This is a genomic window from Mycobacterium sp. E3198 (assembly GCF_001667015.1).
Lineage (GTDB): Bacteria > Actinomycetota > Actinomycetes > Mycobacteriales > Mycobacteriaceae > Mycobacterium.
The window spans coordinates 1-20911 of sequence record NZ_LZIS01000224.1 but is presented as its reverse complement, the minus strand read 5'-3'; the positions used below and the strand labels follow the sequence as shown (position 1 = coordinate 20911).

General features: G+C 68.2%; 23 protein-coding genes and 1 pseudogene. 9 read left to right on the top strand and 15 right to left on the bottom strand.

Features of this window, described 5'->3' with window-relative positions:
* Window positions 1–2: 2 nt before the first annotated feature.
* Window positions 3–965 carry a pirin family protein gene (locus tag A5673_RS23375; RefSeq protein WP_068238156.1) on the bottom strand — a complete coding sequence of 321 codons (963 nt, stop codon included), beginning with the start codon at window positions 963–965 and terminating at the stop codon, window positions 3–5.
* Between the two features lie 224 nt (window positions 966–1189).
* Between A5673_RS23375 and A5673_RS23370 the strand changes: the two genes are divergently transcribed.
* Window positions 1190–3157: a chloride channel protein gene (locus A5673_RS23370; RefSeq protein WP_068238150.1), complete on the top strand. Its 1968-nt coding sequence runs from the start codon at window positions 1190–1192 to the stop codon at window positions 3155–3157.
* Here the strand turns inward: A5673_RS23370 and A5673_RS23365 are convergent.
* Together A5673_RS23365 and A5673_RS23360 are read right to left on the bottom strand one after the other, a co-directional pair.
* A complete protein-coding gene (locus A5673_RS23365) occupies window positions 3154–3702 on the bottom strand; it encodes a Dps family protein (RefSeq protein WP_066917312.1) in 549 nt (182 codons plus the stop codon). The genes A5673_RS23370 and A5673_RS23365 overlap by 4 nt on opposite strands.
* A 72-nt stretch (window positions 3703–3774) precedes the next feature.
* On the bottom strand, window positions 3775–4686 hold the full coding sequence (locus A5673_RS23360) for a DNA-3-methyladenine glycosylase (protein WP_068238148.1): 912 nt from the start codon (window positions 4684–4686) through the stop codon (window positions 3775–3777).
* A gap of 60 nt (window positions 4687–4746) precedes the next feature.
* On the opposite strand from A5673_RS23360, the gene A5673_RS23355 reads away from it, so the two are divergent.
* Entirely contained in the window at window positions 4747–5148 is a 402-nt protein-coding gene (locus A5673_RS23355; protein ID WP_068238146.1) for a nuclear transport factor 2 family protein, read from the top strand.
* Here the strand turns inward: A5673_RS23355 and A5673_RS23350 are convergent.
* From A5673_RS23350 to A5673_RS23340, 3 genes are all read right to left on the bottom strand, one after another.
* A complete protein-coding gene (locus A5673_RS23350; protein ID WP_068238143.1) occupies window positions 5142–5522 on the bottom strand; it encodes a DUF427 domain-containing protein in 381 nt (126 codons plus the stop codon). The two genes, A5673_RS23355 and A5673_RS23350, sit on opposite strands and share 7 nt — an antisense overlap.
* 68 nt (window positions 5523–5590) lie before the next feature.
* Window positions 5591–6622: an NAD-dependent epimerase/dehydratase family protein gene (locus A5673_RS23345; protein ID WP_068238141.1), complete on the bottom strand. Its 1032-nt coding sequence runs from the start codon at window positions 6620–6622 to the stop codon at window positions 5591–5593.
* Window positions 6623–7126 carry a nuclear transport factor 2 family protein gene (locus A5673_RS23340; RefSeq protein WP_068238139.1) on the bottom strand — a complete coding sequence of 168 codons (504 nt, stop codon included), beginning with the start codon at window positions 7124–7126 and terminating at the stop codon, window positions 6623–6625.
* A gap of 235 nt (window positions 7127–7361) precedes the next feature.
* Between A5673_RS23340 and msrA the strand changes: the two genes are divergently transcribed.
* Entirely contained in the window at window positions 7362–7877 is a 516-nt protein-coding gene (msrA, locus tag A5673_RS23335; RefSeq protein ID WP_068238137.1) for a peptide-methionine (S)-S-oxide reductase MsrA, read from the top strand.
* A gap of 15 nt (window positions 7878–7892) precedes the next feature.
* Here msrA and A5673_RS23330 read toward each other — a convergent pair whose 3' ends face one another.
* Entirely contained in the window at window positions 7893–9209 is a 1317-nt protein-coding gene (locus A5673_RS23330) for a cytochrome P450 (RefSeq protein ID WP_068238187.1), read from the bottom strand.
* Between the two features lie 140 nt (window positions 9210–9349).
* Here A5673_RS23330 and A5673_RS23325 point away from each other — a divergent pair, with 140 nt between their 5' ends.
* Together A5673_RS23325 and A5673_RS23320 are read left to right on the top strand one after the other, a co-directional pair.
* Window positions 9350–9955: a TetR/AcrR family transcriptional regulator gene (locus tag A5673_RS23325; protein WP_068238135.1), complete on the top strand. Its 606-nt coding sequence runs from the start codon at window positions 9350–9352 to the stop codon at window positions 9953–9955.
* Window positions 9956–9992: 37 nt separating this feature from the next.
* Window positions 9993–10205 (top strand): molybdopterin-binding protein, encoded by a 213-nt coding sequence (locus A5673_RS23320; protein ID WP_066917306.1) that lies wholly within the window; start codon window positions 9993–9995, stop codon window positions 10203–10205.
* Window positions 10206–10227: 22 nt separating this feature from the next.
* Here A5673_RS23320 and A5673_RS23315 read toward each other — a convergent pair whose 3' ends face one another.
* Window positions 10228–11118 carry an alpha/beta fold hydrolase gene (locus A5673_RS23315; protein WP_068238133.1) on the bottom strand — a complete coding sequence of 297 codons (891 nt, stop codon included), beginning with the start codon at window positions 11116–11118 and terminating at the stop codon, window positions 10228–10230.
* Window positions 11119–11151: 33 nt separating this feature from the next.
* On the bottom strand, window positions 11152–12387 hold the full coding sequence (locus A5673_RS23310; RefSeq protein WP_068238131.1) for a sulfotransferase: 1236 nt from the start codon (window positions 12385–12387) through the stop codon (window positions 11152–11154).
* A gap of 28 nt (window positions 12388–12415) precedes the next feature.
* On the opposite strand from A5673_RS23310, the gene A5673_RS23305 reads away from it, so the two are divergent.
* Complete coding sequence (locus A5673_RS23305) at window positions 12416–12991, top strand: TetR/AcrR family transcriptional regulator (RefSeq protein WP_068238129.1); 576 nt, start codon at window positions 12416–12418, stop codon at window positions 12989–12991.
* Complete coding sequence (locus tag A5673_RS23300) at window positions 12988–14091, top strand: DUF1214 domain-containing protein (protein ID WP_068238126.1); 1104 nt, start codon at window positions 12988–12990, stop codon at window positions 14089–14091. Before A5673_RS23305 ends, A5673_RS23300 begins: the two co-directional genes overlap by 4 nt.
* Here the strand turns inward: A5673_RS23300 and A5673_RS23295 are convergent.
* From A5673_RS23295 to A5673_RS23280, 4 genes are read right to left on the bottom strand one after another with little or no spacing between them, the layout of a single operon-like run.
* Complete coding sequence (locus A5673_RS23295) at window positions 14088–15128, bottom strand: LLM class flavin-dependent oxidoreductase (RefSeq protein WP_068238124.1); 1041 nt, start codon at window positions 15126–15128, stop codon at window positions 14088–14090. The genes A5673_RS23300 and A5673_RS23295 overlap by 4 nt on opposite strands.
* Entirely contained in the window at window positions 15128–15652 is a 525-nt protein-coding gene (locus A5673_RS23290) for an SRPBCC family protein (protein ID WP_197518460.1), read from the bottom strand. The genes A5673_RS23295 and A5673_RS23290 overlap by 1 nt, the downstream gene beginning before the upstream one ends.
* Window positions 15653–15706: 54 nt before the next feature.
* The gene (locus A5673_RS23285) at window positions 15707–16813 is read right to left on the bottom strand and encodes an acyl-CoA desaturase (RefSeq protein ID WP_068238116.1); all 1107 of its coding nucleotides are present in this window, start codon (window positions 16811–16813) and stop codon (window positions 15707–15709) included.
* 22 nt (window positions 16814–16835) lie between these two features.
* On the bottom strand, window positions 16836–17930 hold the full coding sequence (locus tag A5673_RS23280; RefSeq protein ID WP_068238112.1) for a ferredoxin reductase: 1095 nt from the start codon (window positions 17928–17930) through the stop codon (window positions 16836–16838).
* A 70-nt stretch (window positions 17931–18000) separates the two neighbouring features.
* Here A5673_RS23280 and A5673_RS23275 point away from each other — a divergent pair, with 70 nt between their 5' ends.
* Window positions 18001–18675, top strand: a complete 675-nt coding sequence (locus A5673_RS23275) for a TetR family transcriptional regulator (RefSeq protein WP_068238110.1) — start codon at window positions 18001–18003, stop codon at window positions 18673–18675.
* Between the two features lie 37 nt (window positions 18676–18712).
* Here A5673_RS23275 and A5673_RS23270 read toward each other — a convergent pair whose 3' ends face one another.
* Window positions 18713–19069 (bottom strand): hypothetical protein, encoded by a 357-nt coding sequence (locus A5673_RS23270; protein WP_068238097.1) that lies wholly within the window; start codon window positions 19067–19069, stop codon window positions 18713–18715.
* Window positions 19070–19116: 47 nt separating this feature from the next.
* Window positions 19117–19722: a GNAT family N-acetyltransferase gene (locus tag A5673_RS23265; protein WP_068238094.1), complete on the bottom strand. Its 606-nt coding sequence runs from the start codon at window positions 19720–19722 to the stop codon at window positions 19117–19119.
* A 54-nt stretch (window positions 19723–19776) separates the two neighbouring features.
* Here A5673_RS23265 and A5673_RS23260 point away from each other — a divergent pair.
* Window positions 19777–20872: pseudogene (locus A5673_RS23260) on the top strand (F420-dependent hydroxymycolic acid dehydrogenase).
* The last annotated feature ends 39 nt before the right edge of the window (window positions 20873–20911 follow it).

The following is a 20911-nucleotide window of genomic DNA, read 5'->3' as shown; positions in this document are numbered from 1 at the left end:
TGCTAAATTGTGCCACCGCCATGGTGCGGCATTAAAGCATTTGGCGGAATGGTGCCAAACTTTCCAGCCTGGTAGTCCTCCAGCGCCTCGACCAATTCCGCGCGACTGTTCATCACGAAAGGCCCGTAGTGGAATACCGGTTCGCGAATCGGCCGCCCGCCCAGCAGCAGCACATCAATTGGCTCCCGATGGGCGCCCACGGTAATCCGATCGCCGGGCCCGAGCACGGCCAATTGGCCCGAGCGGATCGGGTGGGCGACGGGACCGACGTATCCGCTCCCGGAAAGCACGTACACCAGCGCATTGAAATCGCGCCGCCATGGAATATCCAGCCGGGCACCATTCGCAATCGTCGCGTGCGCCAGCGTGATCGGCGTGTGCGTGATGCCGGGGCCGCGGTGGCCGTCGATGGTGCCCGCGATGATGCGGACCAGGGCCCCGCCGTCGTCCGAGGCGAGCAGTGCGGCGTCGGCGCCCTCGATCGCCTGATACCGGGGCGGCGCGAATTTGTCCCTCTTCGGCAAATTCACCCACAGCTGGATGCCGTGGAAGACGCCACCGCCATCCACCAGTTCGGCCGGCGGGGTTTCGATGTGCAGGATGCCCGATCCGGCCGTCATCCATTGCGTCGCACCATCGGCGATTAGGCCGCCGCCGCCGTGGGAGTCCTGGTGCGCGAATTTGCCGTCGATCATGTAGGTCACAGTTTCGAAGCCGCGGTGCGGATGCCAATCGGTGCCCCTGGGCTCGCCCGGCTGGTATTCGACCTCGCCCATCTGGTCCATGTGCACAAAGGGATCCAGGGCGGCCGCGCTGACCCCGGCGAATGCGCGGACGACCGGGAAACCCTCGCCCTCGTAGCCTCGCGGGCCCGTGGTGATCGATCGGACCGGCCGCTGGGTCTCGCCGGGGCCTGCGGCGCCGATGCGCGGCAACGTGAGCGTGTCTGCGGTCACTGCGGGCACGTCAACCTCCTTCGATAAGAGCTGCCACATATAACCGGACCAGGGTCCGTTTATTCCTCGGGTCGCTGATGGGCGGTGGCCCGCGATCGCTCCACCCCGACTCGCTATGTTTAGGAGCCAGCAATTGTTTTATAAAGCAATATTTGCTGAGGTGCAGGGTCGCCGTAGCACGCCCCACCTGAGATGGTGCAAAGCGAGAAGGTCGATCGCGGGAAGGTGACTCGATGGTGTCCAACACACTGGGGCGCGTAGCCGGCTGGCTGCGAGCAAACCGCCTGGGGTTGTTCTGCCTGGCGGTCGTGGTCGGGCTCGGAGCCGGACTCGGCGCGGCGGCGTTCCGCTACCTGATCTATGGCTTCACCTGGCTGGCGACCGGCCACGACGAGTTCGGCCAGCAGGGGTGGGTGGGCAGCGACCACCTGCCGTGGTTGGGAATCGGATTCTTCGTGGCAATCCCGGTCATCGGCGGGTTGCTCTACGGTCCGTTGATCTCCCGCTTCGCCCGCGAAGCCAGGGGCCACGGCGTGCCGGAGGTCATGATCGCGGTGGCCGAAAACGGCGGTCGCATCCGTCCCCAGGTCACGGTCGTCAAAGCGCTCGCGTCTGCGCTGTGCATCGGCAGTGGCGGGTCGGTCGGTCGCGAGGGCCCCATCGTGCAGATCGGAGCGGCGCTGGCGTCCAGCATGGGCCAGTGGGTGCGGATGCCGGAGAACCGGCTCCGCGTGCTGGTGGCGTGTGGTGCGGCCGGCGGCATTTCGGCGACGTTCAACGCCCCCATCACCGGCGTGTTCTTTGCCGTGGAGCTGATCCTGCGGGAGCTCTCTGTCGAAGCGATCTTCACGATCATGCTGTCGGCGATGGTCGCCGACGTCATCTCGCGGGTGTTCTTCGGCTCCGCTCCTTTCCTCACCCAACTGCCCACCGGTATCGCGTTGGACCACATCGCCAACTACCTGTTGATAGCCCTGCTGGCGGCGATCGCCGGCGCGATCGGGGTCCTGTTCAAAAACGTGTTGTACAAAACCGAGGATCTCTGCGACCGCATCTGGGGTCAACGCCCTGACTGGGCGCGGCCGGCGGTGGGCGGCCTCGTGCTGGGCCTGCTGTTGCTCGCGGTGCCACAGCTGTACGGAGTCGGCTATCCGGTGATGTACGCCGCCTTCGCCGGTCACTACGCGCTGTGGTTCCTGCTGATACTCGCCGCCGGCAAGATGCTGGCCTGCAGCCTGACCATCGGCATCGGCGGCTCAGGCGGCGTGTTCGCGCCGTCGTTGTTCGTCGGCGCCACTTCGGGCATGGCCTTCGGGTTGATCGTCCATCAGCTCATCGGCCCCGGGGCGGGAGAGCCCGCGCTCTACGCCATCGTCGGCATGGGCGCCGTGTTCGCGTCGGCCGCAAGGGCGCCGCTCACCGCACTGGCAAGCACGGTGGAGATGACCGGGGACTTCACCCTGACGCTGCCGGTCATGTTGGCCGTCGCCGTGGGCACGACCGTCTCCCGCGCGCTGTCCTACGGCACCATCTACACCACCAAGCTGCTGCGCCGCGGCATCGACATCGAGCGCCCGACCCCGACCCATGCGTTTGCCAACCTGACCGCGGCCGACGCGATGCACCCGTTCAGCGCTCCGCTCGACCTCGCGGGCCAAGCCGGCGACGCCGAACGGGACTGGACGACGCTGCTCGGCCCGGTCACGCGAGTCCGCGAACCGCAGGCGCTGTTCGCCAACGACAGCCTGGCCCAAGCGCTTCGGCAGCTCGTCCTCTACGGTCGCGACGGGCTTCCGGTCATCGACACCGAGGCCCGGCACGTCCAAGGGTGGCTCACCAACCAGAATGTGCTCCGCGCCGTCGATGCCTACCTGGCCGACGTGCAACCCGACATCGCCGCCAGCCACCAAGCCGCTGAATGGGCCTATCCGCGTACTGCGACCGCAGAGCACGACCCCCACAGCCAGCTCGCCGGTTACCAGATCGTCGAACACACCCTGGCCCCCGACTCGGTCGCCGTCGGCCGGCTCGTCGGCGAGCTGGAGCTGCCGGCCGGTCACTTCCCGGTGTCGGTGCTGCAGAACCGCCAGCTCGTCGACGCGGACGCCGGTGTCGTGCTGGCCGCCGGTGACCGGATCAACATTCTGGTGCCCAGTAACGGCGCGGGCGCCGCGAACCAGGCGGATTCGGCGGCGAGCTAGGAGGCGCTGCGCGCGCTGCTGGCGGCGTCCCGTTCGGTGGACGAGCCCTCGTGCGTCAGCTTGCCGCCGGCGCTCTCCAGGTGTGCCCGGACGAACCACTGGAACTTCTCCAGGTGCCCCGCCTGGTCGATCAGCAGGTCCTGGGTGACGGGGTCGAGTTCCTCGGTCTCCTCGATGTATTTGCGGATGTCTTCGATGACGCCGGTGTAGACCAGGTCCAGCGCGGCCAGGTGCGCCTGGACGCAGTCGCGGCCGACCGAGTAGTCATCCCAGGTGCGGTCCTTCAGGATCGCTCCCGGGGTGCCCTGCGGTGACGCCCCCAGGGCGGCGATCCGCTCGGCGACGTCGTCGGCAAACCCGCGGACCGCCTCCACCTGCGGGTCGATCATCTCGTGTACGCCAATGAAGTTGGGGCCCACCACGTTCCAGTGAATGTGCTTCAGCGTCAGGTGGAGGTCGTTGTAGGTACTCAGTTGCTTTTGCAGCAATTCGGTAAGCCGCGCCGCCTGTTTGTCGGTCAGTCCCGGAATGGTGAACTGCGTCATCGATCCCTCCCTGGTTCGCGCACATCACGTCTCCCCGGTGGGTTACCCGATGGCCGTTGCCGGAAACCCGGGCTAAAGCTCGCTGATGTGCTGCACCGGCAGCCGCGCCCCCCGGCGCGGTTCGTAGGCCAGCCCGCTGGCCTCGAGGAGCCGAACCACACGGTGGCGGTGCGGTCGCATCGGTTCGAGCAGGTCGAGCATCACCGCGTCATCGACCGGGCGGCCGAGCAGGGTCCAGCCGATCATCTTGGGCACGTGATAGTCGCCCACCGACACGGCATCGGCGTCACCGAACGCGCGCTGCGCGGTCTCCGCGGCGGTCCACTCACCGATGCCCGGCAGGGACGTCAGCGCTCGGCGAGCCTCCTCCGCCGACCGCGACACCAGTCGTTCCAACGAGGACGCGCGGCGCGCGCAGCCCACCACGGCCTGCGCTCGCCCGGGATCCACGTTGGCGCGGTGAAACTCCCATGACGGGATGTGCCGCCACGCCTCGGCCGACGGCGGCACCCGCATCCCGTCCGGGGCCGGGCCGGGCGCCGGCGTGCCGTACTTGGACACCAGCAGACGCCACGACCGAAACGCGTCGGCGCCGGGCACCCGCTGCTCGATGATCGCCGGGATCAAGGCTTCCAGCACCAGTCCGGTACGGCCCAGCCGCAAGTGGGGGACCCGCCGGTGCGCGGCGGCGACCGTCGGATCGCGCGGCACGAAGTTCGAGGCGTCGTCGTCGGCGCCCAGCATCGCCGGCAGCATGTCGATGAATTGCTCCGCGCCGTCGCCCCACGCGACGCAATGGGCGGCGTTGGCCGCCGCGCGGGTGATCCGTGCGGTGACCGGCCCGGTGGGGAGCAGGCTGGTCCGCCAGATGGCGCCGTCGCCGGGCATCCGGAAGCACGGATCTCGGGGTCCCCGGCGCAGCGGCGCCAGGGTGTGCCCGAAGCTGGCAGCCCCGGGAAACGTGACCGTGCGCGCGCTCTCCACGAGATCCTTTCCGGAACACCCCGATTGACCGCCAACCGTGTGCCAAGACAATATTGCGATGTGGCGACGCCGTTCGATGACCCGCAGGGCGAACTGGCCTGGATGTTCCTGCAGAGCACGAGCGAGGGCGGGGACCTCGATGAGGGCTTTGCGCTGCTCAGCGACGACTTCACCTACTGGACCCTGGCCACGCGCACGGCGTGCGACAAGGAAACGTTTCGGCGTGCGATCGAGCGACGCAAACAGAACCTCGAGCTCACCATCGACTTGGTCCGTTGTGTCAACGAGGGAGACACGGTCGTCGTCGAGGCCCACGCCAGTGGGACCACGGTCGGCGGCGTCGGATACGACAGCCCGTTCGTGTGCATTTTCGACACCCGCGATGGCCTGATCGTCGCGATGCGCCTATACAGCGATACCCGGGCGCACGAGGCTGCGCTTCCCGGCTGGACGCCCTACTGAGCCGAGACGCTGATCTCCGCCTTGTTGGGATAGAAGGCGACGTGGCCCGCGATCGCCGCGACGGCGGGGTAGGGCTGCTCGTACGTCCAGATCACGTCGTTGACGGTGTCGCCGGCCGACGTCGTCACGCTGTAGTAGCTGGCGTCGCCCTTGAACGGGCAGTGGGTGCTGGTGTCGGTGCGGGTCAGCCGGTCGCCCACCACGTCTGCCATCGGAATGTATTGCACAGCAGGCAAAGTCGCCTCACGCAACTCCAACGCCGCGGTGGTGTCGGCGACGAGTTCGCCGTTGACGCGGACCTGGACCCGGCCCTTCGTGGGCTCGATGGTGATCGGATGCCCGGCACTGGGTTCCTTGATTTCGGGGTGGCTCATGGTTCCTCCTCGGACGCGGATAGACCGTGCAACAACAGCCCGCGTCCAACGCTTCCCGATCAGCCCTCCTACTCGGTCCGGGCTGTGCTGTCTTTTCGAGGGTCCTGCGCGCCCTTTAAAGCGGCCCAGAACCGGGCCGCCTCGCGGATGGACTCCTCCACCGGGCGCGGCTGCCAGCCCAACTCGCGCTTCGCCTTCCCGCTGTCGACGGGCGCCTCGGCGCGCATCATTCGCACCGACTTGAGGCTGAGCTCGGAGTCCTTGCCGGTGAGCCGGGCCCGCAGGGTGCCCGCCGCGGCAAGGGCGTAGAGCACCGGCACCGAGATCGCACGTTGCGGCGGTGGCACGCCGGCCTCGTCGGCCGCGATCCGCACGACGTCGTTCAGCGCGAACATCCGCTCGGAGACCAGGTATCGCTCGCCGATACGGCCGCGCTCGGCCGCCAGAATCATGGCCCGGGCGGCGTCGTCGACCCCGACGACCTCCAGCCGGATGCCGTTCATCAGGAAGGGCAGCTTGCCGAACACCGCGCCGGCGATGAAGGCGCCGTGCGGGGTGCCTCCCCAGTCCCCGCTGCCGTACGTCGTCGAGACGCACATCGCGACGGCGGGCAGCCCGGCTTCGGTCACGTATCGCATCACGAGGTCTTCGGCTTGGACCCGGGATTGGACATAGGGCGTGAGGCCGCGCGGGTCGATGATGTCTTCTTCGGTCGCCACGTGACCGTGTCGCCGCCCCACTGTCGCGTAGGTGCTGGTGAAGACGAACCTGCGCAGGCCCGGTTCCTTGATGGCGACGTCGAGGACGTTGCGCAGGCCCTCGACGTTGGTGCGGAACAGCGGGGACGGGTCGCGCAACCAGGCGCGGGTGTCGACGACGCAGTAGTAGACGTCGTCCACGCCGTCCATCGCCTCACGCACAGTGTCGGTGTCGAACACGTCGCCCTGGAAGCGACTGAGCTCGAGATCGTCGATCGCGCGGGTGTTGGCGGTCGCGCGCACCATGGCCCGCACTTCGTGACCGTCGGCGACAAGCTGGCGGGTCACATGCGAACCCAGGAAGCCGTTGGCGCCGATGACCAGCTTGGGTTTGGTGTTCACTTAAGCCCCTCCGTATTGCTGCATCCAGCGCGCGGCGTCCTCGTCGAGCGTGCCCAGGGCTTGGGCCTTCTGGCACCACTTCAGCCCCGCGCGCAGGAAGCGCAGCGGGTTGTAGATGTCCTCTTCGCGGCTCCACTGGCCGTCACCGGCGTACGTGATGATCGTGATGTTGGTCGCGCTGATGACGCTGCCGTCGCCCGGATCGCGCATGGGGTTGTCCAGCTCGAGGATGACCCGTCCGGTGGACTCGTCGATGACCGACCACAACGTCGGGAACGCGACCATGTGGCTGCCGGGGAACGTCGTCATCGTCTGCTTGATCCACTCGCGCACCTCATCGCGTCCGCGCATGGTGCCCGCGGCGTGCTCGATGTATTCGACGTCGGGCGTGTACTGCTCGACCCAGGCGTCCCAGTCCCTGGTTTCGGCGGCCCGGGCGACCGTCGCCTCAAACTTCTCGAACGCGGAAGCCAGTTCGCTACGGGAGAACGTTGGCGTAGTCATGCCGAAACTAGAACACGTTCTATTGACATTTGTCGAGGGTCGACGCCCCGCGGCCCGGACCGCCGCTTCTCGGGCCCCACGCCGAACGTGAAACTGCTGCGAGTTTTTCGCCGATTTTTCGCAGCAGTTGCACGCTCGGCGCGCGATGCCGTCGCTCTCACCAGCGACTCCGGTGGGCGCGCCGACGATGGGGGATAATCGGAGGCGGTCTCACTGGACGGCGAGGAGGACAGGCATGGCGGGGTATGACAAGGCGATTCTCGCCGGCGGCTGTTTCTGGGGCATGCAGGACTTGATCCGCAGGCAGCCCGGCGTGGTTTCGACGCGGGTGGGATACAGCGGTGGCGACGTCCCCAACGCGACCTACCGCCATCACGGCACGCACGCCGAGGCCGTCGAAATCGTCTACGACCCGGCCGTCACCGACTACCGCACGCTGCTGGAGTTCTTCTTCCAGATCCACGATCCGACAACGAAAGACCGCCAGGGCAACGACGTGGGAGCCAGTTACCGGTCGGCCATCTTTTATGTCGACGACGAACAGAAGCGCATCGCGCTGGACACCATCGCCGACGTCGAGGCGTCGGGCCTATGGCCCGGCAAGGTGGTGACCGAGGTCAGCCCGGCCGGCGATTTCTGGGAGGCCGAGCCCGAGCACCAGGACTACCTGCAGCGCTACCCCAACGGGTACACCTGCCACTTCGTGCGTCCCGGTTGGAAGTTGCCGCGCCGCGCCGCCGCCGGCAGCTGAATCCGTTCCGGGCGCTCAGCGCCGGTGGACCACGATGCGTCCGCCGTCCTTCGGGGTGAACGCGACGCCGCGGCTGTGCCACCGCTCCCCGGCTTCCGTGGTGGTCTCAATGGTGAAGTTGCGCAACACCGTTCGCAACACCACGTCCATCTCCATGTTGGCGAACGCCGCACCCACGCAGCGACGCGTGCCGCCGCCGAATGGGATCCACGCGAACGAGGACGGCTTGTTCTCGATGTAACGCTGTGGATCGAAGCGGTCGGGCTCGGGAAAGACGTCGGGGTCGTTGTGGATCTGCGCGATGCTGATGATGATCGAATCGCCCTGGGGGATCACCCATTCCCCGAGTTGAAAGACCGGCGGGTAGACGCGGCGGGCGGCGAAATCGATGACGGTCCGCGCCCGCTGAACCTCCAGGATGGTCGCCTGGCGCAGCTCGGAGCCGCCCTCGTCGGCCTCTTGTACCAACGCGGCCAGGATATCCGGGTGGCGGCTCAACCGTTCGAAAGCCCAACCCAGCGTGGACGCGGTGGTTTCGTGCCCGGCGGCCAGCAACGTCAGCAGCTCGTCGCCAATGTCCTTGCGCGACATGGCCGAACCGTCCTCATAGGTGCTGCGCAGCATCAGCGCCAGCACGTCGGTCCGCTCGTCGAACTGGGGATCGGCCCGCTCGGCGTCGATCAGCCGGTCGAGGACGACGTCGTACTGGCGGCGCCACTCGTCCAACCGGCCCCACGGGCTGAACCGGCCGTAGTTCCGTTCGGGTTTCGGTAGCGCCGCCATGCGCGAACCCAGGGTGACCCACGGCGGGATCAGCCTGCGCAGCTCGTCGAGCTCGGCGCCCTCGGCCCCGAACACCGCGCGCAGGATGGCGTTGAGCGTGATGTGCATCATCGACGGCAGCGTGGGGAACGGCGTGCCTTCCGGCCAGCCGGCCGACTCCCGCAGGGTCTCCTCTTCGATGATCGCCTCGTAGTTCTTCATGCTCTTGCCGTGAAACGGCGGCGCCAGCAGGCGTCGACGCCGGCGGTGATCGTCGCCGTCGAGCGCGAACACCGAGCCGGAGCCGAACAGCCGGCTCAGGTTGGGCTGGATGTTCCCTAGTTCTTCTGGGCTGGTGGTGAACACTTGCTTCGCCAGGCGCCAGTCGCCGATCACCACCACGCGGCCATAGATCGGGATGTTGACCGTGAACACGTTGCCGTGTCGGCGCGCCAGCCGCTGGATCATCCACCGGCGCGACACCGCAAAGAAAATGCCCTGCAGCAGTTTCGGCATCCGGGTGGCCGGCGGCAACCGGAGGGCCGGCGGGGCGGTGACGACGTCGCTCATGGCGGTGATGCTCCCCATTTCTCCCCGAGTCGGGGGTTGGTACCGCGGTGTACCAAAACCTTTCCCGCTACGGTACTCTGAGGTACCAAACCTGACAAGGTGCCGTGTTCACGAAGGGGGTGCCGCCGGTGACATCGACGGTGGACGCCGCGGCCCTCGCCGACGCCCCGATCGAATCGGACCCCTTTCGGCTCCGGCTGCTCGACGGCCTCGCCGCCTCGATCGGCGAGCGCGGCTATCGCGCCAGCACGGTGGCCGACGTGGTCCGGCACGCCCGCACGTCGAAGCGCACGTTCTACGACCAGTTCGCCAGCAAGGAGGCATGCTTCCTCGAGTTGCTGCGCGCCGACATCGAGAAGCTCGGCGAGAGCATCGCCGCCGCCGTGGATCCGGACGCGGACTGGCACCGACAGATTCGTCAGGCCGTCGAGGCCTACGTCGAACACATGGAGGCCCGCCCGGCCATCACCTTGAGCTTGATTCGCGAGCTCCCGTCGCTGGGCGACGTCGCCCGCCCGGTCCAGCGCCGCGGCGTGCAGTTGTTGTCCAACCTGCTGATCGACCTCAGCGCGAGCCCGGGGTTTCGCCGCGCGGAGCTGCCGCCGTTGACCGCGCCGCTGGCCGTGATCCTGCTGGGCGGTCTGCGCGAGCTGACCGCGCTGTCCGTCGAAGACGGCAAGCCCGTCCGCGAAATCGTCGAGCCGGCCGTCGACGCCTCCATAGCCCTGCTGGGCCCGCGAAGTTAGGCTCATCGCGGACCCCGACCGGACTTGGAGGATTGCCATGCGGCTGTCGACGCGGAACCAACTCAAGGGAACCATCACCGAGGTCGACCTCGGCAGCGTGATGGCGATCGTCAAGGTCAAGCTCGACGGCGGCGACCAGATCGTCACGTCCTCGGTCACCAAGGACGCGGCGACCGACCTCGGCCTGGCGGTCGGTCAGCCGGCGACGGTGTTCATCAAGTCCACCGAGGTCACCATCGGCGTCGAGTGACGCCCAAAATTTGCCCGGCACTTCAGCTTTCGGCGCGCAGGAAGGCCCGCAGCCGATCGAGGACCAGCTCGGGGCGCTCCTCGACGATCCAATGGCCGGCGCCCTCGACGATCTCGACCTCGAAATCGCCGATGCGGTCGGCGTATCCGTCCAGCAGGTCCACGGTGAGCACCGGATCCTTCGTGCCACTCAGCCAGCGGACCGGCACCTCGACGCGGGCGTCGTTGTATTCGCCGCGCAGCCAGCGCAGCAGCTCCGTGCTCAGGAAGGTGCGGTACCACCGCGAGCCCGCCACCGCGTGCCCGGGCTGGCGCATGCACTCGATGTAGAAGCGGACGTCGTCCTCGGGCACCAGGTAGTCCCCGCCGACCCACGAGGCCAGCATCCGGTAGAACCGGGCCTTCGGATCGCCGACCACGCGCGGGCCGATCACCGGCAGCGCTATCGGGACCTGGTACCAGAACCGCCAGACGTTGCGCAGCAGCTTGAGGTTGGGCTTGGTCCACGGCGCGGAGGTGTTCATCCCGAAAAACCCGGTGACCTTTTCCGGATGGCGCAGCATCATGGTGAACGCGACCGGACCGCCCCAGTCGTGGGCGGCCAGTTTGACGGTCGCAACGCCCAACCGGTCCAGGACCGCGGCCAAGTCGTCGGCCATGTCGTTCTTGAGGTATCGCGACGGCGGCGCGGAGCTCCATCCCGCGCCCCGGAGGTCGGGGCACAGCACGCGGTAGCCGTCGGCGGCCAGCGGACCGATCAATTCGTGCCACTCCCACCAGTTCTGGGGAAAGCCGTGCACCAGCATCACCGCGGGCCCCTGGGCCGGACCGGCGTCCGCGACGTGGATGGTGACACCGTCGCCGAGCTCGATGTACCTGTGTTCGACGCCGTCTAGCGCGGGCATAGCGACCATGTGTTGAGAAGGTACTCGATGCCGTGAAACGGGTCAGGCCAGGAACCGGTCCACATAGGGCGCGAAGCGCGCCCGCAGGCCGTCGCGTGTGAGCCCGAACATCTCGGGCGTCGTTTCGACGTTGCCCAGCCGGCCGCGCTGGTGGCCCGACAGGTAGCCGGCGACCGCGCCGCGGGCCGGTTCGGTGAACGGCTCCCCGGCCAGCGCGTATACCCGCTCGGCGACGCCGAGCTCGTCGGCCATGAAGTCGTCGAAGCGAATGTCGATCGAGCGGTCCGGGCCGATCGTGTCGCGGTCGCGGACGAGCGCGGTCAGCATCTCGTCGAGCCGGTCGACCCAGTAGTGGGCGAGCTGCGGCACCGGCACGGGCGAGCGGTGCATGCGCGCCGAGTAGGTGATCATCGCGATCATCGACAGCGCCACGGGCACCGGGTCGCGGTGGGTGAACACCACGATGCTGCCGGGGAAGACGCGGTCCAGCACCGGCACCTGCTCGAGGTGCTGGGGCGACTTGAGCAGCCAGCGCCGCCCGCCGCGCAGGAACTGCATGGCCTTGAGCTGCCGGGCGAGATGTTCGTAGTGCGGCGTCTGGTCGTGGGCCTGGTAGTAGTCGCGCCAGCGCGGCACGTCGGCCAGCGTCTCGAAGAGCATCGTCGAAAAGTCGTTGGCCAGCAATTGGATTTCTTCGTGGACGTGATCGGTGGTCATCTCGTGCATCAGCGGGAAATACGGCATCACGGTGTTGATCACCCCGACCCCGACGTCCATCCGGACCCGCCGCGGATCGGGTTCGAGGCCGGCCTCGGCCGGCAGCGGGAACGGTTCGACGCTTTCCCAGTACGGCATGGTGCGGAAGGTGGGCGCCGCCGCCAGCAGGTTGTGCAGATGGGTGGTGCCGGTGCGGGGCAGCCCGGCGATCACGATCGGCGGCACCAACTCGATGTCGTCGATGTCGGGGTGCGTGCGCAGCAGGTCGGTGAGCAGGAGCCGGTTCTTGAGCAATTGCAGCAGCTGCGCATAGAAGTTGACCGCGCCCGCGGGGTGCAACCCGTCGATGTCGCGCAGCGCGGCGAGGTAGACGTCGAGCCGTTCCCGGTAGTCCGCCGGACCGAAATCGTGCAGGCCGGTGTCGGCGGCGGCCCGGGCGTGCAGGGCTTCGGCGTCCAGCGGACAGTCCGGCGCCATCGCGGCCATCATGTCGAGAATCTGTTGCGCCTCGGGGCTGAACCGGGGCTGGGCGAGGTCGTCAAGGCGAACGGCGTCGGTCACGGCGACTTATGTTACTCTCGGTTTCGTAATGGTAGTGGATTTTGGCCGACCCCGTGACCCACGCATCGACGGCGCGGTGCTCAGCGCCACCGTCGAACTGCTCGCCGAGACGGGGTATGCCGGGCTACTGGTCTCCGCGATCGCGGAGCGGGCCGGCACCAGCAAGCCCGCGATCTACCGCCGCTGGCCGAGCAAGGCGCACCTCGTGCACGAGGCGGTGTTTCCGATCGGCGCGGCCACCGAGCTGCCCGATACCGGAACGTTGCCCGAGGACCTGCGCGAAATGGTCCGTCGCTCAATGGCTTTCCTCACCACACCGGCCGCCCGGTCGGCACTGCCCGGCCTGGTCGGTGAGATGGCCGCGGACCCGAGCCTGCACTCGGCGCTGCTGGAGCGGTTCGCCGGCATCATCGGCGGCGGCCTCGCCGAGCTACTCGAGCGGGCCGCGGGCCGCGGCGAGGTCCGGCCCGACGTGACCGCCGCCGAACTGACCGAGGCCATCGCCGGCATCACGCTCATGGGCCTGCTGACCCGCGTCGGCGAACTCGACGACGCGTGGGTCGATCGCACCACCGCCTTGCTCCTGGAGGGAATCAGCGCATGACGCACGAATCGACGGCCGCGTGGCAAGAGTTGCTGGCCACCCTCGGGGATCTCGACCGCGGCTTCCTCGAGGGCGACCGGGCGGTGACCGACGACCGTCACATCGCCGACGGCTATCGCACGCTGGCCACGACGCTGGGCGTCGCCCTGGACGCCTACCTGTTCCCCGAGCCCGGCCGGCCACAGTTCGTCGCGGTGAACACGCCGTTCCGCCGGGACCGCCGCTGGGGCGGCGACAACACCGACGCCTACTACTTCCTGTGCCCGGTCGATCCGGAGCGGCGCTACCGCATCAGCGGCAATCGCGGTGACAGCGTGTACTTTTCGGTGACGGCCTACAACGAGCCGTCGCCGGGCGCCTGGTCGGACCGGGTCGTGTCGATCGTCCGCGACAGTGACCTCGACGTCGACGCCGACGGCAACTTCAGCTTCGAATTCCCCCCGACTCCCGACGCGGCCGTGCTGATGACCCGCGACTATCAGGCCGACCCGCTGACCGGCCGCCCGGTCGTCTGGCACATCGAGGCGCTCGACGAGCCGGATCCGATTCGGCACGGCGACGCCGAGACGGCCGCGAGCCTGCGCGCCGCCGCCACCTGGTTGCGCACGATGTTCGCCATCGTCCCGCTGGCCGTCGGCGAGCGCGTTGAGGACGAGCACGCGCTGGGGCACGAGACCGCGCATGCCGCAAACGAATTCGCCCACCCCTATCAGGTGCCCGACGCCAACTTCGGCTGGTCGGCGCGCGATGCGTGCTACGCCTACGGCAGCTTCGTGCTCGACGACGACGAGGCGCTGGTGATCACGCACCGACCGCCCGCCTGCCGATTCTGGAACATGGTGGTGTGGAACCAGTTCATGGCCACTTACGGCGCGTCAGACGCGCGCTGCTCCGTCAACGGGCACAGCGCGGTGCTCAACGGCGACGGCTCGGTGACCATCGTCGTGTCGAGGACGATGACGGCCCACCCGAATTCGCTTACCACGCTGGGCTATCCGCGAGGCAACCTCGCCTTCCGCTGGTTCCTGGCCGATGCGGTGCCGCAGCGCCCCGAGGTGAAGCTCGTCAAGGTGGCCGACGCGCCGACCGCGGTGCACTAAACCTCGCGGACGAGCTCGATCGCGCGACCCAGGGTGCTCAGCTTGGCATCCAGCGTGTCACCGGCGGGATACAGCCGCACGGTGTTGACACCGGCGTCGCGCCAGACGGCGAGCCGGGATCGCACCATCTTTTCGGTGCCGATGAGCGTGGTGGCCAGCACCATGTCGTCGGTCACCAGGGCGGCAGCACCGTCGCGGTCGCCGCGCTGCCAGCGCTCGCGCACCTCGGCAGCCACGTCGGCCCAGCCCTGGCGGCTGTAGGCCTGGTTGTAGAAGTTCGTGCTCGACGACCCCATGCCGCCGAGGCTGAAGGCCAGCTCCTTTTTGCGGCCCGCGACCATCCCGCGCAGCTCGTCTTCGTCCGCCGCGAAGGCGACCTCGGCGCCCTGGCAGACGTCGATGTCGGGACGGGCGCGGCCGGCGGCGGCCAGCCCCTCGTCCAGGTGCGCGAAGTAGGCGTCGCCGGCGCCCTCCGGCACGAAGCTGGTGCCCAGCCAGCCGTCGGCAATCCGTCCGGTCAGCCGCAGCATCGCCGGGGACAGCGCCGCCAGGTAGATCGGAATCGCGTGCCCGGCGCGGGTCGACAACCGCATCGGCACGGCCTCACCGCCGGGCCGCGGGATCTGGAATTCCTTCCCGGAGTGGGAGATCTTGCCGCCGCCGAACGCCTGCCGCACGACGTCGACGGTCTCGGCGATGCGCGCCAGCGGCCGGCTGAACGCGACGCCGTGCAGGCCCTCGATCACCTGCGGACCGGACGCCCCCAACCCCAACAGGAATCGGCCGTTCGACAGGTTGGATAGCGTGATCGCGGTCTGGGCGACCAGCACGGGCGACCGGGTGCCGACCTGCAGGATGCCGGAACCGAGCAGCATCTTGTCGGTCCGCGCCGCGAGGTAGCCCAGCGCCGAGGGTGCGTCCGCACCCCACGCCTCGGCCACCCAACAGACGTCGAGACCCAGCTTTTCCGCCTCGACGGCGAGTGTGACGACTTCGGTTGCGGCGCCGGACAACTCGACCGTCGTCGCGGTCCGCATCAACGCACTCCGCGTTCGGCCAGCCTCTTGAGCGCGGCGAGCGTCTTGGTGATCGCGGCCTCAAACTCCCGCATCCGCACGAACACGATCTTCTCTTCTTTGTCGGGCATCGAGTCGATGGCGACCGACAGCCCCGAGCGGCCCGGTCCCATCCGCATCCAGAAACTCAGCAGGGTGCCGCCGTCCCGGGGCTTCAGCCGAAACCGCCAGGTCGCCGACGGGTTTTCGATTTCGCCCACCGCCCAGGCGAATTCGTGCGGGGGATCGCACGCGACGATCTGCGAGGTGGTGCTCCACTGCCCGAACGCCTCGTGCTGGTTGTGGCCGACGAAACGGGCGCCGGTCCGGGGCCGGTCCGATCCCTCGACCCACTGGACCGCCTTCAGCTCGTTGCTGAACGTCGGCATCAGCTCGATGTCGCAGACCAGGTCCCAGACCCGCGCCGGGTCGGCGTCGATCCAGGTCGAGGCTTCCACCGTGGGGGTGTCCGCGTAGCGCGCGCCGGTCCATTCCACGCACCTCATTGTCCCCTGCTTCGGGCCCGAGGCAATGCTCCGCTGAGAAGCGGGACAGAGACGTTATGCGGCGACGGCGACCCGATCGGCGGGCCGGTCAGGGCTGGGCTTCCGCGTCCACGAGTCCGGGAACGTCAGCTTGACGATCTTGCGGACGACGGTGCCGAACTGGCGCAGCAGCGGGCCCCGGTTGTAGGGGATGCCGTAGCGCCGGCAGATCTCCTGCACCTCGGGCGCGATCTCGGCGTACCGGCGGGCCGGCATGTCCGGGAACAGGTGATGCTCGATCTGGTGCGAGAGGTTGCCGGACAGCAAGTGAAACAGCTTGCCGCCGGTCAGGTTTGCCGAACCGAGCACCTGGCGGAAGTACCACATGCCGCGTGACTCGTCCTGGGTCTCCTCGACGGTGAACTCCTGGGTGCCGTCCGGGAAGTGGCCGCAGAAGATGATCATGTACGACCACACGTTGCGCATCAGGTTGGCCGAGAGGTTGCCCGCGAAGACGAACGGGGCGAACGGCCCGGCCAGCAGCGGGAAGGCGACATAGTCCTTGAGGGTCTGCCGGCGCGTCTTCTTCCAGATCTCGCGCAGCACCTCGCGCTTGTCGGCGAGCCGGATCTCCCCGGAGCGGATGCGTTCGGTTTCCAGCTCGTGCAGCGCGACGCCGTATTGGAACAGCACCATCAGCAGGAAGGCGTAGACAGGGTTGCCGATGAAGTACGGCGTCCAGCGCTGGTCCTCGCTCATGCGCAGGATGCCGTAGCCGATGTCGCGGTCCATCCCCACGATGTTGGTGTGGGTGTGGTGCATGTAGTTGTGCGAATGCCGCCATTGGTCGGCGGGGCAGGCCGTGTCCCACTCGAAGGACCGGCCGGAGATCGCCGGGTCACGCATCCAGTCGTACTGGCCGTGCATGATGTTGTGGCCGATCTCCATGTTGTCCAGGATCTTGGACACACCCAGCATCGCGGTGCCCAGCGGCCACGCGGGCGGCAGGAACAGCAGCGCCCGGCCGCCGACCTCGAGCGCGCGCTGCGCTTTGATGACGCGGCGGATGTAGTCGGCGTCGGTTTCGCCGAGGTCCGCCATCACGCGTTCCTTGATGGCGTCGAGTTCGCGGCCGAATGCCTCGGCCTGCTGGGGGGTCAGGGTGATCTTGTTGTCTGACATGGCAGTTCTCCTCTCCTCGGAGTCAGAGGGATAGGTCGACGTCACCGACCGGGACGGACACGCAGATCTGCACGTCCTCGTCGGGTTGGGTCGACACCGCGCCGGTGACCAGGTTGCGCACGGTGCCGGCGGTCTTGCGCAGGGTGCAGGTGTGGCAGATGCCCATCCGGCACCCGTTTTGCGGCGACAGGCCGGCCGATTCGGCCTGCTCCAGCAGCGGCCGGCCGTCGTCGACGACGTCGATGGCGCTGTCGGCAAAGGTGATTCGGCCGCCCGACGGATTGGCGGGCGCGTCGATCACCGGCGGCACGAAGCTCTCGGTGTAGACGTTGTCGCAGTGTTCGCGCACCGCGTCCACCAAAGCCGTTGGCCCGCAGACGAACACCGCGTCGGGGTTGGGCAACGCGGCGGACAGGTGCTCGGGGCCGAAGCGGCCGACGAGGTCGCCCTCGCCGGAGCGGGTATAGCCGTGCAGGACGCGGACGCCGGGCCGACCTTGGTAGGAGGCCAGTTCGTCCCGGTAGCACGCCTCGGCGGGGGTGCGGGCGTAGTGCACGAAGGCGACCTCGCCCGGGTGGCGCTCGGCGATCAGCGTGCGCAGCATCGCCATGACCGGCGTGATGCCGCTTCCGCCGGAGACGAGCAGGATCCGGCGCGGACGCACCGCGGACAACACGAAGTCACCGCCGACGCCGGCCAGGCCGACCACCATCCCGCGGCGAGCCCGCTCGTAGAGGTAGTTCGACACCAGCCCGCCGTCGTGCCGGCCGATCGTCAGCTCGAGGGTCGCGCCGCCTTCGGCGTTGGCCGGTGAGTAGCAGCGGGTGTGCCGGCGGCCGTCGATGTCGACGGCGAGGTTGACGTACTGGCCGGCTTGAAAGGTGTGGTTGGACGTGAAGGTCTCGTTGGGGGCGAGCGTGAGCGTGACGCTGCGCGGCGTGGTGCGGCGCACGTCGGTGACCTTGGCGCGGGCCTCGCCCAGCGTCCAGGTCGGCGCCACCAGCTCGGTGTAGCGGTCCACGCCGTGCGGACCGGTGAGCAGGTCCAGCAGGTCTGAACCCAGCACTCGCTTCCGCAACGTTTGCGCGAGGTTTCGAGTCGCTGTTTGAGTGAACATATGTACACCGTGCGACCGCACGGCCCTGATCGTCAAGGGTTTTGTGCCTGTTTGTGGTAGGGTTCACACAGTGAACAGCCGTGCTCCTAGCTCACGGCCGCATCGGTCGGGCCGCGAGCGCTCACGCGAGAACCCGTCGCGCGAGGAGCGCAAGGAGGCCACGCGTCGCGCGATCATCGCCGCGGCGCTGAAGCTGCTGCAGGATCGCAGCTTTTCCAGCCTGAGCCTGCGCGAGGTGACCCGCGAGGTCGGGATCGTGCCGGCGGCTTTCTACCGGCACTTCGAGTCGATGGAGGCGCTCGGGCTGGTCCTGATCGACGAATCGTTTCGCACTCTGCGGGACACCCTGCGGGGGGCGCGTGCCGGCAAACTGGACCCCAACCGGGTGATCGAGTCGTCGGTCGAGATCGTCGTGGCCAGCATCACCGAGCGCCGCGAGCACTGGCGCTTCATCTACCGGGAACGCTCGGGCGGGGTGACCGTGCTGCGCTACGCAATCCGCACCGAGCTGCGGCTGATCACCTCCGAGCTGGCCACCGACCTCGCCCGCTTCACCGGGCTCAACGCGTGGAGCACCGAGGACCTGAACATCCTGGCGACCCTCTTCGTCAATTCGATGATCGTTATCGCCGAGGCGATCGAGGACGCTCAGACGACCGAGGCGCTGGAAGACATCCGGCGGGCGGCGGTCAAGCAGTTGCGGATGATCACCATCGGAATCGCCGGCTGGCGCAGCGCTCCCTAGGCGGAACGCCGACTGCGCGGAGTGAACAACCGAGCACTCATTGCTCGGCCGGCTCGTCGACAACGTCGTACAGCGAGTCGCCGTCTTCGGGAGTCCCGTCGATCTGGCCGCGGTGGGCGCGCGTGGGGCCACCATCGTCGCCCGCGCCGCCCCCGAGGGCGGCGTCAGCGGACACGTCCGGCTCTTCCTCGGCCAGCCGATCGTCGAGGGATTCGCCGTCGCGCTCCTCGCGCGCGGTCATCCCGAAGCGGTTCGCTTCGCTCCAGTCCTCGGGCGGGTCGACGACGATGTCGCCGTCGTCGTTGCGCAGCTCGTCGGAGTCGGTGCCTTCACTTGCGTTCAGGGTGTCACCAGGGCCGCCCTCTTCGGGAAAGTCGCCAGTGTCGCTAGCCATAGGCAACGGTTGCCCCCGTGCCGCGCGGTTAAAACGCGGCGAGTGTCTCAACGCGGCGTACGCCACATCGCCCAGAGCGGTGGGCCCCCGTCGGGCAGCCGGATCTCCCGGGTGACCGTGAATCCGAAACGTTCGTAGTAGGGGACGTTCTCGGGTTTGCTCGACTCGAGGTAGGCCGGGCAGTACTCGGCGTCGCAGCGGTCCAGCCGCGATCGCATGAGCGCCTGGCCGAACCCTTTGCCGCGAACCGTGGGGTCGCTGCCGAGCACGGCCAGGTACCAGTGCGGTTCTTCGGGATGCAAGCGCTTCATGAGGTCCTGCACCCCGCGCGCCCTCGCCGAACGCGATCCGAACACCCGGATGAAGCTCGGCACCATCGCCCACTCCTCGCGGCGCGAATGCCGCCAGCGATCGGGTGGATCCCACAGCGCCGCCGCGCCGATGCCCTGGCCGTTGCAGGCCACCTCGACACCGCCACCGGCCAGATGATGGTGGCGGGTCATCGTCGCGAACAGCCGGACCGCCTGCGCAGAGCGTGTGCGCTCGTCGGGAAGGATCCACATGATGACGGGGTCGTCGTAGAAGGCCCGCGCCAGGGTGCGTGACAGATCGCGAACGTCGGCTTTGCGCGCGGGGCGCACGTGCGGGGTCACCCACGTCAGGCTAGTGGGTGAGTGGCCCGCCATCAGATGGGTATCTTGACCCGGGTGACCGGCATGTCGCGGCGAGCGTTCGGCCGAATGGCGGCCGGCGCGGGAGTGCTCGGCCCCGCCGGACTCTCCGAAGCTTGCGGGAAATCGGGGTCCGACCAACGGCCCTCCGCTCCCCCGCCGGCGGGCAAGGGCGTGGGAATCGTGCTTTCCCACGAGCAGTTCCGCACCGATCAGCTGGTGGCGCAGGCGCAGGCCGCCGAGCGCGCCGGCTTCCAGTACGCCTGGGCCAGCGACCACATCCAGCCATGGCAGGACAACGAGGGGCACTCGATGTTTCCCTGGCTGACCCTGGCCCTGGTCGGCAACGGCACCAGCCGCATCTCGTTCGGCACCGGGGTGACCTGCCCGACCTATCGCTATCACCCCGCCACGGTGGCCCAGGCGTTCGCCTCCCTGGCCCTCCTCAACCCGGGTCGGGTGTTCCTGGGGTTGGGCACCGGTGAGCGACTCAACGAGCAGGCCACCACCAACACCTACGGCGACTACCGCGAGCGCGCGCCACGACCGGCTGATCGAGGCGATCGAACTGATCCGGCAACTGTGGAGCGGCGCACGAATATCCTTCGCCGGTCGCTACTTTCAGACGAATTCCTTGAAGCTCTACGACGTCCCGGCCGCCGCGCCGCCGATCTTCGTGGCCGCCAGCGGCCCCAAGAGCGCAACACTGGCCGGTCAATACGGCGACGGCTGGATCACGCAGGCTCGCGATGTCACCAATGCGAAGTTGTTGGCCGCGTTCGGCGCCGGGGCGCGGGCCGCCGGGCGCGATGCCGCCAACCTGGCCAAGCGGGCGGAGCTATTCGCCGTGGTCGGGGACCACGACCAGGCCGCCCGCGCCGCCACCCTGTGGCGCTTCACCGCCGGGGCCGTCGATCAACCCAACCCCGTGGAGATCCAACGCGCGGCGGAGTCGAATCCGATTGACAAGGTCCTGGCCAATTGGACGGTCGGCACCGATCCCGCCGCGCACGTCGACGCCGTGCAGAAGGTTCTCGACGCCGGAGCCGTCCCGTTTCTACACTTTCCGCAGGACGACCCCGTCACCGCGATCAACTTCTACCGCACCGATGTGCTGCCCAAGCTGCACTAAGCCAGGGCCTTCCCTACGTGCGGCTGGATATAGACGACC

Bases quoted from the DNA above. Each gene is read 5' to 3' on its own strand.
- A5673_RS23370 (WP_068238150.1), top strand. From the start codon at position 1,190: ATGGTGTCCAACACACTGGGGCGCGTAGCCGGCTGGCTGCGAGCAAAC.
- A5673_RS23365 (WP_066917312.1), bottom strand. From the start codon at position 3,702: ATGACGCAGTTCACCATTCCGGGACTGACCGACAAACAGGCGGCGCGG.
- A5673_RS23350 (WP_068238143.1), bottom strand. From the start codon at position 5,522: ATGAGCCACCCCGAAATCAAGGAACCCAGTGCCGGGCATCCGATCACC.
- A5673_RS23340 (WP_068238139.1), bottom strand. From the start codon at position 7,126: ATGACTACGCCAACGTTCTCCCGTAGCGAACTGGCTTCCGCGTTCGAG.
- msrA (WP_068238137.1), top strand. From the start codon at position 7,362: ATGGCGGGGTATGACAAGGCGATTCTCGCCGGCGGCTGTTTCTGGGGC.
- A5673_RS23330 (WP_068238187.1), bottom strand. From the start codon at position 9,209: ATGAGCGACGTCGTCACCGCCCCGCCGGCCCTCCGGTTGCCGCCGGCC.
- A5673_RS23320 (WP_066917306.1), top strand. From the start codon at position 9,993: ATGCGGCTGTCGACGCGGAACCAACTCAAGGGAACCATCACCGAGGTC.
- A5673_RS23315 (WP_068238133.1), bottom strand. From the start codon at position 11,118: ATGGTCGCTATGCCCGCGCTAGACGGCGTCGAACACAGGTACATCGAG.
- A5673_RS23305 (WP_068238129.1), top strand. From the start codon at position 12,416: ATGGTAGTGGATTTTGGCCGACCCCGTGACCCACGCATCGACGGCGCG.
- A5673_RS23300 (WP_068238126.1), top strand. From the start codon at position 12,988: ATGACGCACGAATCGACGGCCGCGTGGCAAGAGTTGCTGGCCACCCTC.
- A5673_RS23295 (WP_068238124.1), bottom strand. From the start codon at position 15,128: ATGCGGACCGCGACGACGGTCGAGTTGTCCGGCGCCGCAACCGAAGTC.
- A5673_RS23290 (WP_197518460.1), bottom strand. From the start codon at position 15,652: ATGAGGTGCGTGGAATGGACCGGCGCGCGCTACGCGGACACCCCCACG.
- A5673_RS23285 (WP_068238116.1), bottom strand. From the start codon at position 16,813: ATGTCAGACAACAAGATCACCCTGACCCCCCAGCAGGCCGAGGCATTC.
- A5673_RS23280 (WP_068238112.1), bottom strand. From the start codon at position 17,930: ATGTTCACTCAAACAGCGACTCGAAACCTCGCGCAAACGTTGCGGAAG.
- A5673_RS23270 (WP_068238097.1), bottom strand. From the start codon at position 19,069: ATGGCTAGCGACACTGGCGACTTTCCCGAAGAGGGCGGCCCTGGTGAC.